The organism is Nitrospirae bacterium CG2_30_53_67 (assembly GCA_001873285.1).
In the GTDB taxonomy this organism is placed as follows: domain Bacteria; phylum CG2-30-53-67; class CG2-30-53-67; order CG2-30-53-67; family CG2-30-53-67; genus CG2-30-53-67.
On record MNYV01000150.1, the window covers coordinates 1 to 9,886 of the forward strand.

11 protein-coding genes are annotated in these 9,886 nt (G+C 54.2%); all 11 read left to right on the forward strand.

Annotated elements, in window-relative coordinates; all coding sequences use genetic code 11:
• The first annotated feature begins 197 nt into the window (after nt 1-197).
• The 11 genes from AUK29_09560 (at nt 198) to AUK29_09610 (ending at nt 9,587) form a co-directional block, all read left to right on the forward strand.
• Entirely contained in the window at nt 198-1,499 is a 1,302-nt protein-coding gene (locus AUK29_09560) for an RNA helicase (GenBank protein OIP61926.1), read from the forward strand.
• On the forward strand, nt 1,496-1,696 hold the full coding sequence (locus tag AUK29_09565; GenBank protein OIP61927.1) for a hypothetical protein: 201 nt from the start codon (nt 1,496-1,498) through the stop codon (nt 1,694-1,696). Before AUK29_09560 ends, AUK29_09565 begins: the two co-directional genes overlap by 4 nt.
• Before the next feature lie 41 nt (nt 1,697-1,737).
• A complete protein-coding gene (locus AUK29_09570) occupies nt 1,738-2,067 on the forward strand; it encodes a hypothetical protein (GenBank protein OIP61928.1) in 330 nt (109 codons plus the stop codon).
• 8 nt (nt 2,068-2,075) lie between these two features.
• Nucleotides 2,076-2,759 (forward strand): hypothetical protein, encoded by a 684-nt coding sequence (locus tag AUK29_09575; protein OIP61929.1) that lies wholly within the window; start codon nt 2,076-2,078, stop codon nt 2,757-2,759.
• Between the two features lie 65 nt (nt 2,760-2,824).
• On the forward strand, nt 2,825-3,514 hold the full coding sequence (locus tag AUK29_09580) for a tungstate transporter permease (GenBank protein ID OIP61936.1): 690 nt from the start codon (nt 2,825-2,827) through the stop codon (nt 3,512-3,514).
• A gap of 40 nt (nt 3,515-3,554) precedes the next feature.
• Nucleotides 3,555-4,280 (forward strand): hypothetical protein, encoded by a 726-nt coding sequence (locus AUK29_09585; GenBank protein OIP61930.1) that lies wholly within the window; start codon nt 3,555-3,557, stop codon nt 4,278-4,280.
• Nucleotides 4,271-5,131, forward strand: coding sequence for a hypothetical protein (locus tag AUK29_09590; GenBank protein ID OIP61931.1), 861 nt, complete (start codon nt 4,271-4,273; stop codon nt 5,129-5,131). The genes AUK29_09585 and AUK29_09590 overlap by 10 nt, the downstream gene beginning before the upstream one ends.
• Before the next feature lie 149 nt (nt 5,132-5,280).
• Nucleotides 5,281-5,799: a peptide deformylase gene (locus AUK29_09595; GenBank protein ID OIP61932.1), complete on the forward strand. Its 519-nt coding sequence runs from the start codon at nt 5,281-5,283 to the stop codon at nt 5,797-5,799.
• 188 nt (nt 5,800-5,987) lie between these two features.
• On the forward strand, nt 5,988-7,451 hold the full coding sequence (locus tag AUK29_09600) for a transposase (GenBank protein OIP61933.1): 1,464 nt from the start codon (nt 5,988-5,990) through the stop codon (nt 7,449-7,451).
• Between the two features lie 359 nt (nt 7,452-7,810).
• Nucleotides 7,811-8,758, forward strand: a complete 948-nt coding sequence (locus tag AUK29_09605) for a methionyl-tRNA formyltransferase (protein ID OIP61934.1) — start codon at nt 7,811-7,813, stop codon at nt 8,756-8,758.
• The gene (locus AUK29_09610) at nt 8,748-9,587 is read left to right on the forward strand and encodes a hypothetical protein (GenBank protein ID OIP61935.1); all 840 of its coding nucleotides are present in this window, start codon (nt 8,748-8,750) and stop codon (nt 9,585-9,587) included. Before AUK29_09605 ends, AUK29_09610 begins: the two co-directional genes overlap by 11 nt.
• Nucleotides 9,588-9,886: the final 299 nt, after the last annotated feature.

Here is a 9,886-nt window from a genome sequence, read left to right on the forward strand (position 1 = left end):
AGGGGAATCCCCCTCTATCATACGGGTCTCTTACTCAAGATCTGCAAAAAAACAGGTCTGAAGTCCTGCACAAAGAGGTGCGGTCATTTCTATCGCGGAAATTGGGCGGAACAAGCGCCTTGACAACACTTTATAAAAAGAATATAAATAGGTTGATTTTCTGATTTGAAACCCGATTTTAAAACTTAACAGTATCTATGCAGACATCCGGACTCCTCTTCTCGTCGCTGAACCTTCCCGAATCTGTCATCAAAGGAATCGATGCGGTGGGCTTTACCCATTGCACCCCTATTCAGGAGCAGGTCTTTCCGTTCTCCTTCAGGGGCCGGGATGTCGCTGGACAGGCACAAACCGGCACCGGCAAGACCGCCGCTTTTCTGATCACCATTTTTACCAGGCTTTTGGAGCATGAGCACAAGAGACAACCAGGGGCGTCACCGCGTGCCTTTATTATAGCGCCCACCCGGGAACTGACGGTCCAAATCTATGAAGAAGCAAAACTGCTCGGCCGGTTTACCGATTTTTCCATGATGGCCGTTTATGGCGGCGTTGATTATCAGAAGCAAAGGGAAGAGCTAAGAAAAGGGGTGGACATTCTGGTAGGGACCCCCGGCAGGCTTATTGACTATTTCAAACAGCGGGTCTTTAACCTGAAAAACACGGAGATCCTGGTTATAGACGAAGCCGACCGGATGTTCGACATGGGATTCATCAAGGACCTTCGATTCCTGCTTCGGAGGCTTCCCCCCTATTCAAAACGCCAGTCCATGCTCTTTTCCGCCACGCTTTCTTACCGGGTCATGGAACTCGCGTATGAACACATGAACCTTCCGGTGAAGCTTTCAGTCTCAAAAGAACGGATCACGGCGGAACATGTAGAGCAGACGCTCTACCATGTGGGAAAGGATGAGAAACTTTCCTTTCTTCTCGGTTTGCTGCGTCACGAGGGGGCGAAGCGGATTCTTATCTTTATCAATACCAAGGTGGTGGCCGACCGGCTCACTCGGTTGCTGAATGCCAACGGGTACAAGACCGGCGCCATCACCGGAGATATCCCGCAGCCTAAACGATTGAAGATTCTGAGAGACTTTAAGGAAGGCCGCCTTCCCATCCTTGTGGCGACCGACGTGGCATCCCGCGGGCTTCATATCGAAGGGGTCACCCATGTGATCAACTACGATCTGCCTCAGGATCCGGAAGATTATGTGCACCGAATCGGCAGGACCGCTCGGGCCGGCGCTTCAGGCAAGGCGATCAGCCTGGCTTGTGAGGAATATGTCTATTCCTTGGAAGAAATCGAGAATCTGCTCGGACAAAAAATTCCAGCCATGAGGCCTGACGAGTCCTTCTTTGTCCCTGTCATCAAACCGCCTCCTCAAAAAAGGCGAAGAAACGAACAGCAGCTTCAGAGGCATTCAAAACCTTTCCGATCCGGAGGAAACCAAAGGACCCGCCGGAATCAAGCTCGATCGGGCGCCTCAAGGCGAAATTCCGGTTGATTTTCTCGGAAATGACTGCGCCTCTTCAGGAAGAGGGATCAGTATCCCCCCGGCCTTTCACCACGAATTCATCTCCCTTCAAGGGGCATCTTTGCTTTACCGGCCTGCCTGCCGCGGACGCGGCGCAGACCGGCAAAGGGAATCAACGAACACCCATCAAGTCGTTTCACCTTGACAAATTTCCCACGGGCGCATAGTATTAAAACGCATATCGGATGGTTTTTAAAAGGAGAAAAATATGTTTGGAGTCGGGATGCCGGAGCTCTTGGTCATTCTTGTCGTGGCCCTGATTATCTTCGGTCCCAAGAAACTTCCGGAATTGGCCAGATCCTTGGGAAAGGGATTTGCGGAGTTCAAAAAAGCCTCCCATGAATTCAAGAATGCCATGGATATGGAGAGCGAGAAGAACGAAAAGGGTGAAGCGGCCGGCAAGTCGGCCGCCATACCCAAGGAGACGGCTGCCTTAGCGTCGCCGCCGTTACAGACTGAGACACCCTCCGGCGTTGAGCAAAAAGCGGCCGGTCCGGAACAGGAACCTGCAAAAACCGGCCCGGAACCCAAAGCCTGATCTTTTTCATGAAGCCTCGATCCATACTGATCTTTGCCAAGGAACCCCGGCCGGGTTTTGTAAAGACAAGGATGTGCCCTCCCTGGTCTCCCTCGGAGGCAGCGGATCTTTATCTCTGTTTCATTCGGGACACCTTGCTCGCGGCATCCAAGGCGCGGGATGCGGTCCCTTACCTTTTTTTTGATCCGCCGGAGGCGGTCTTTTTTTTCAGGGAGATTGTACCGGCCGGGTTCATCCTGCTCCCCCAGAAGGGGGCCGACTTCACCGAACGCTGCGCTCATTCCGTGAAAGAGGCCTTCAGAAGAGGGCACACCAGAATCGTTCAGATCGGGACGGATACCCCGCAGATCCGGGCAGAGCACATTGAAGCGGCCTTTGGGCTGCTTGGAGAATACGACATGGGATTCGGCCAGACAAAAGACGGAGGCTATTATCTGTTGTCGCTTTCCCAGCCTGCCGTCGGGATCTATCAGGGTGTGGTCATGGGCCGGGATACGGTCGGAGATCAGATGCTCACCCATGCCGGAAGGCTCGGACTCAGGATCAAGATCCTGCCTGCATGGACGGATATCGACACCCATGCGGATCTCGTGTCGCTCGAAGCGGATCCTAACGTGATTCTGGGAGAGCATACCCGGGAATTTCTCCGCTTAAGACGTCATTCTCACTCCGCTATCTCCCCCGATGGTTGATCCGGGGTCTGACTGAAAAAATGATAGGCCCGCTTCGGGGGGCTTTTCTTTTAATCGTTGGGTTTATGGTTGTTTTATCCAGCGGGATTCAAGACGCGATACGGCTGATCCTCTCTATGGACCGGTCTCTTCTTGAGATCGTTCTCCTTTCCCTCAGGGTTTCCGGCGCCTCTGTGCTTCTCGGAGCATTCATCGGAATCCCTTTGGGGTCTCTGGTCGGGCTGAGGCGCTTTCCCGCCCGGGACATGATCGTCACGCTCCTCAACACCTTCATGGGTCTGCCTCCGGTGGCGGTGGGTCTTGCGGTCTACCTGATGCTTTCACGAAGCGGCCCGTTCGGCGTGTTGGGGCTTCTCTTCACCCCGGCGGCCATGATCATTGCACAGACGATCCTGGTCACTCCGATCATTGCGGCCCTGACCCACGCGGCCGTGGGGGGCGTGGATCCCCTGATCCGGGATGCGGCCAAATCCCTGGGGGCGGGCGCCCTGGATCAGGGATTTGCTCTCCTTCGGGAATCGCGGTATGCCATTCTGTCAGGCGTGATCGCCGGTTTCGGCAGGGCCATCGGAGAAGTGGGCGCCGTCATGATCGTCGGGGGGAACATCACCGGTTCAACCCGGACCATGACCACGGCCATGGTCCTCGAGACCGGCATGGGGAACTTTGAACTGGCTCTGGCCCTGGGGATGATACTTCTGATGCTTGCCTTCCTGGTGAACATGGGGCTGCATCTCTTGCAGGGGAAGGGTTAGGCGGCTTGCCCCCGGAGCGGATCTTTTTATGGATTAAATGATGACCTATGCCTTGCAGATCCAAAACCTCAGGAAAAGTTATCAAGGGAGCGAAGTCCTTTCCGGGTGCACTCTTGATCTCGAGGCCGGTAAGGTTCATGCCCTGCTGGGTCCCAACGGGGCCGGGAAGACCACCCTGCTCAGGATCCTCGACCTCCTTGAAGAGCCGACGGAGGGATCCGTCCGTTTCAACGGATTCAAAGAAGAGGCTCGGAACAGGAATATCATTCGAAGAGAGATCACCATGGTCTTTCAGCGGCCTGCCCTGTTTAAGACTACGGTCTATGGCAATGTCGCCTACGGCCTGAAGCTCCGTCAGGCGCCGGGGGAGGAGATACGGCAGCGTGTAGGAGAGGTCCTGAATCTGGTGGGGATGTCGGACTCTGCCGGGCGGGAGGCGCACACCCTTTCTGCCGGGGAAGCCCAGCGTGTGGCCCTGGCACGGGCCCTGGCCGTCCGGCCAAGGATCCTTTTTCTGGATGAACCCACGGCCAACCTGGACCCTTACAACTCCAGGAAGGTGGAGGAGACCATTCTTGAAATCAAGTCACAGGGCCGGACCACCATCCTTCTGGCCACGCACAATCTCTTTCAGGCTCAACGGATCTCCGACCGGGTCGTCTTTCTTTATGCGGGAAAGGTCGTGGAAAACGCGGATACCCGGACTTTTTTTGAACATCCGAAGGAGGATCTCAGCCGTCAATTCATCAGAGGAGAATGGATATGAAAAGAATCGCATTGTTTTGGATCGGCGCCTTGATCCTTTTTTCTATGCCATGGTCTCCATTATCCGCCGAGGATGCCGTCCGGATCCGAATGGCATCCACCACCAGCACCCAGAACTCCGGACTGTTGGATGTTTTACTGCCGGCTTTTGAGAAGGCCGAGGAGGGGAGGATCAAGGTGGATCTGATTGCCGTGGGCACGGGGCAGGCCCTTAAGATCGCGGAGCGTGGGGATGCGGACCTGGTCTTCGTCCATGCCCCGGAGCTCGAGGAAGAGTTTGTTAAAAAAGGTTTCGGCGTCAACCGGCGTCCGGTCATGCACAACGATTTTGTGGTCCTCGGTCCGTCATCCGATCCCGCGGGAGTCAAGGATGCGCACACGGCCATGGATGCCTTTCAGAACATTGCAAAACAGAAGGCGTCCTTCATCTCCAGGGGAGACCAGTCCGGGACCCATCTCAAGGAACTGGCCATATGGAGCAAGGCAGGGGTGAACCCCGGAGGGGAGGGATGGTATGTGGAAGCAGGCTCAGGCATGGCTTCGACACTCCGGATAGCCGAAGAAAAACAGGCCTACACCCTCTCGGACCGGGGGACCTACCTGAACTACCGGGAGAGGATCCATCTCCCTATCCTCTTCCAGGGAGATCCGGTATTGCACAATCCTTACGGGATCATGGCCGTGAACCCCAAGCGCTTTCCCCATGTCCATTACAAAGAGGCCATGCGCTTCATTGACTGGATCCTGTCGCCCGAGGCGCAGAGTCTGATCGCCTCCTACAAGATCGCCGGGGAATCCCTCTTTTTTCCGGACGCGGTGGAACAAAAGCATTTTGCCCCATCCGGGCCGTGAATGTTTCCCCTTGCCGAGTTTTCACTTGCCATACCATGGTACTTTGTCTATAATGATAACCATCTTAGAGGCGCCTGAAAAATTAATTTTTATGCGGTTTTATCCAGGGCCTGAATAGAGGGATCGAGATCAGATAAGGGATTATTTTCATGGGGATTCTTCCCATTCTGCATTATCCGGACGAAATCCTGAGAAAGGTCTCAAAACCTGTGGAGACGATCACGGATGAGATCCGGGAACTGATCGCCAATATGATACAGACCATGTATGCGGCGCCCGGTGTGGGGCTTGCCGCCAATCAGGTCGGGGTGCTGAAAAGGATTGCCGTCATAGACGTGAGTTCCGGCAAAAAGGCCGATTCCCTGATGGTGATGATCAATCCTGAGGTGCTGTCACGTGAAGGGGAAGAAAGCTATGAGGAGGGGTGTCTGAGCGTCCCCAACTTTACCGGAGATGTGGAAAGGGCCCGGTTCGTTCAGGTCTGCTATATGACCAGGGAGGGAAAAGAAATGACCATCCGTGCTGAAGGCCTCCTTGCCAGGGCCGTTCAGCATGAACTGGACCATTTAAACGGCATGCTTTTTATTGACCGGCTCCCTCCGATGAAAAGGGACATGATCAAACGGAAGATCAAGAAGGCGATCCGGCAGGGCGTTTACCAATATTGACGGCTTCGTAAAAAGTCCAAAACTTGCCCTCTCCCTTAAGAGACTGTGTCACAATTCAAGGAGGTCAGGGGGACGAGGCAGGCTTCTTGTGGCCACAGCCAGGTTATTTTTTCAAGAGGGAGGTTTCGATTTTTCAAGACGGCATCGGATCGATTTGGTATAATCTTCTCCTAAGAAAGGAGAGCGCTATGGCCTATCGATACGGAGAAGACGTGCATCAAGCGGTACTTTTCCCCCAGACCCTGGACGAATATGTTTCTCTCGATCATCCAGTTCGAGCCTACGACGCCTTTGTCGATGCCCTGGATTTTAGCAAGTTGGGGATCACGTTGAACGACCATCAAGTGGGGAATTCCGAGTATGACCCCCGGCGCATGTTGAAACTTCTGATCTTTGGATATTCGTATGGGGTGAAGAGTTCCCGGAAGCTGGAGCGGGAGACGTATAATAACGTGGCCTTTATGTGGCTGATGCGGAGGCTGACGCCGGATCACAAGACCATCTCCGAGTTTCGTCGGGAGCACAAGGATGGGCTCAAGAAGGCCTTAAGACTTTGTGCGAGACTCTGCATGAGGCTGAATCTGATTGAGGGGAATGTGCTCTTTGTGGATGGGACGAAGATTCGGGCGAATGCGGGGCGCGGGCAGAACCATACGGAGGCTTGGTACCGCAAGAGACTCAAGCATCTGGACGATCGGATTGATCAGTTGCTTCGGGAATGTGAGGATCTCGATGATCAGGAGGGAGATCTGGGGTCCTTGGTGAAGATGGACAAGGATCTCACCCATGCGGAAAGCTTGAAGAAGCGGGTGGAAGGAGTGCTTGAGGAATTTCGGGAGCATGGCACAAAGACCCGGAATGGAAAGGAACGGACCATCAATTTGACCGATCCGGAGAGCGCCCTGATGAAGAGCGTGCAAGGGTCACACGCCAGTTATAATGTACAGAGTGTGGTTGACGACCGACACGGTTTGATCGTTTCGGTGGATGCGGTTCGTGAGGGAAGCGATGTCAACCAATTTTGTAAGCAGATCGTTCAGGCGGAAGCGGTTTTGGGGAAGACCTGTGATGTGGCTTGTGCGGATGCGGGTTATGCCGACACGGAGGAACTTTCGATTATCGATCAGCGAGGCACGAAAGTGATCGTGCCCTCCCAACGCCAGGCCTTGCACGAGGAGGAAAACTCATGGAGCAAAAGGGTCTTTACCTATGATCAGGAAGGCAATTGTTACACCTGTCCGGAGGGGCACAAACTGTCCTATGAAGGAAAAGATGCCCACGGGAAGAAGCTTCTCTATCGTATTGTGGATGCCGCCCTTTGCCTATCCTGTCGGAACTTCGGAGTCTGCACGAAAGCCAAGAAGGGCCGAAAGATTGTCCGGTTAGCCAACGAGGAGATCAAGGAGAAACTGGAACGGCAATATGAGCAGCCCGAATCCCAGGAGATTTACGCCCGCCGCAAGGCCTGCGCCGAGCATCCCTTTGGCCACGTCAAGCGGAATCTGGGGATCACGGGCTTCCTGCTTCGCGGCCTGAAAGGAGCGGGCGCTGAGATTTCGATTGCGGCCGTTTGTTTCAATGTCGCCCGGATGATCACAATCCTGGGAGGTGTTCCGGCGATGATCGCCAAACTTGCCACGGTGGGGGTGTAATCCCCCCGATGTTTTTACCAACCTGCTGACGGGGGGCAAAAGAGGGCGAGAAACAGCCTGGAATCCGGACGAGGATGCGGGCTTTGGTCCTTCTCTCCATTTTGATGTGACAAGATGCAGTACTACCGCTCCCCGCAGGGATTATGACACAGTCTCTAATGGGAGAGGGCAAGGGTGAGGGTGGAAAATGATGTGAATTCAGCCTGTTATACCCCCTCCCCTTCATCCCCTCCCACCAGGGGAGGGGAAATAAGACTTTTTAGGAGACCATCAGTATTAATCAGGTCTCATTTTTTTTATGAGGTTCCATTCTTTCTGTACGCTCATTTCCTCAACTCACACAGGGTTTCTCCACAAAGATGAACGAAAAATTTAAAAGACCGTTACGGATCATCTTTATGGGAACATCCTCCTTTGCTGTCCTGCCGCTGAGTGTTCTTTGTGAAACCGAGGACGTGGTCCTGGCGGTCACCCAGCCGGACAGAAAGGCCGGGCGCGGATTAATGTTTACGGCATCGCCTGTCAAGGAGGAATCAATCCATTATGGTATCCGCTGCATACAGCCGGAAAAAATCAATGATCCCGGTCTGGTTCATACCCTCAAAAAGGCGTCATGCGACCTGATTGTGGTTGCCGCTTACGGCCGGATCCTGCCTCCGGAGATTTTGGAAATCCCTCCCCTCGGGTGCATCAATATCCATGCCTCGCTCCTCCCAAAGTACCGGGGCGCATCTCCCATCACCACGGCCATTGTTCTCGGGGAGAAGGTGACAGGGGTCACCACCATGATGATGGATCAGGGCATGGATACCGGAGACGTCCTGATGCAGATGAGCCTTCAGATACAGGATCCGGAAACGGCTGAAGAGCTCTCGGAGAGGCTGTCGGCCCTGGGTTCCCGGGCCATTCTCAAGACATTGAAGGCCTTGAAAGACGGGAAACTGGAAAGGACCTCTCAGTCCGAAGCCGATGCCACCTATACCCCCCTCTTAAACAAGAAACACGGAGAGATCAATTGGAATCAGGGGCCGGTCCGGATTAGAAATCATGTGCGGGGCATGAATCCATGGCCCGGCGCTTACACCCTTTTTCATGGCAAAAGCCTCAAGATCTGGCGTGTCACGCCTTACGCAGAAAAGGCCGATCCCGGCAGGGTTCTGCACGCAAAAGAGAGACTGATCATTGCGGCAAAAGACGGTTCCGTGATGATTGATGAGCTTCAGCTTCCTGGAAAGAAGCGAGTCAGCGGCCCGGAGTTTCTTCGAGGCCATCATGAACTCCGGGAGGGGATGATCCTTGGGAGATAGTTTGGACGTTAAAACAGACCGCCCGAAAAAGAGGGTTTTTATTGCCCTCATGGTTGCTGCAGCGGCAGCGCTCTTCATCTTGGGCGGCCTTTTTGCCTGGGTGATCCGGGGGGTGGGGTTGAGCAACGCCATGATGGCCCTGCTCATGTCCTTCATGATCCTGTCCATGGCCCTTCTCCTGCTCTTTTCCGCAGGCGCTCTTCTCCTGGTGCTGACCCTGTACAAGGGGAGAGAGGCCTTTTTCCTCTGGCGAATGCGCGGACTGATCGTCAAGGTCATCTATCCCCTGACCCTTTTTCTCGGATCCCTATTAAGGATCTCCAGGGAAAAAATTCAGGAGTCCTTTGTCGAGGTGAACAATCAGTTGGTCCGCTCGCGGAAGATCAAAGTCAAACACGATCGCCTGCTCCTGTTGATGCCGCATTGCATCCAGTACAACGAATGCCGAACCAGGGTGACCGGGGATATCCGCAATTGTGAACGCTGCGGCCGGTGCAAGATCCCCGACCTGATCAAACTCAGCGAGCAGTACGGCCTGGATATCTATGTGGCCACGGGGGGGACCCTCGCCCGGCGGCTGATTGAGGAGAAGAAACCCCAGGCCGTGGTTGCCGTGGCCTGCAGGAGGGACCTGACCAGCGGGATCGCCGATTCCTACCCCCTGCCGGTGATCGGGATCCTGAATGAAAGGCCCTACGGCCCCTGCATCAATACCGTCTTTGATCTCCAGAAGGTCAAGGATGCCATCCGTTTTTTCGTGGTCCCGGACCCAATCGGTGAAGAACCGATCGCTGCGGCCTCCACATTGAAACACTCCGGAAGGCCTTGACCTGAGGAAAAGATGGATTATAATGTTTAAAAATCATCTCCAAGAGAATTAATTAAGAGATAAGGGGTCAAGGGTCCAAGGGGTCAAGTGTTTTTCTCTGGAGATTTTGCTTGCGTTTAAGTATTTCACTTGAACCCTCAAACCCTTTTACTCAATGCATAAGGAGTCATCATCATGAATGTTTTTCGCACTACATTGCTCATGACGGCCCTGACTGTTCTCCTGGTCCTGGCCGGGAACGCCATGGCCGGTCCCTCCGGCATGAAGATCGCCTTGATCTTTGCGCTGGTCATGAATTT

Coding starts and splice junctions, on each gene's coding strand:
- AUK29_09560 (OIP61926.1), top strand. CDS start 198: ATGCAGACATCCGGACTCCTCTTCTCGTCGCTGAACCTTCCCGAATCT.
- AUK29_09570 (OIP61928.1), top strand. CDS start 1,738: ATGTTTGGAGTCGGGATGCCGGAGCTCTTGGTCATTCTTGTCGTGGCC.
- AUK29_09575 (OIP61929.1), top strand. CDS start 2,076: ATGAAGCCTCGATCCATACTGATCTTTGCCAAGGAACCCCGGCCGGGT.
- AUK29_09580 (OIP61936.1), top strand. CDS start 2,825: ATGGTTGTTTTATCCAGCGGGATTCAAGACGCGATACGGCTGATCCTC.
- AUK29_09585 (OIP61930.1), top strand. CDS start 3,555: ATGACCTATGCCTTGCAGATCCAAAACCTCAGGAAAAGTTATCAAGGG.
- AUK29_09590 (OIP61931.1), top strand. CDS start 4,271: ATGGATATGAAAAGAATCGCATTGTTTTGGATCGGCGCCTTGATCCTT.
- AUK29_09595 (OIP61932.1), top strand. CDS start 5,281: ATGGGGATTCTTCCCATTCTGCATTATCCGGACGAAATCCTGAGAAAG.
- AUK29_09600 (OIP61933.1), top strand. CDS start 5,988: ATGGCCTATCGATACGGAGAAGACGTGCATCAAGCGGTACTTTTCCCC.
- AUK29_09605 (OIP61934.1), top strand. CDS start 7,811: ATGAACGAAAAATTTAAAAGACCGTTACGGATCATCTTTATGGGAACA.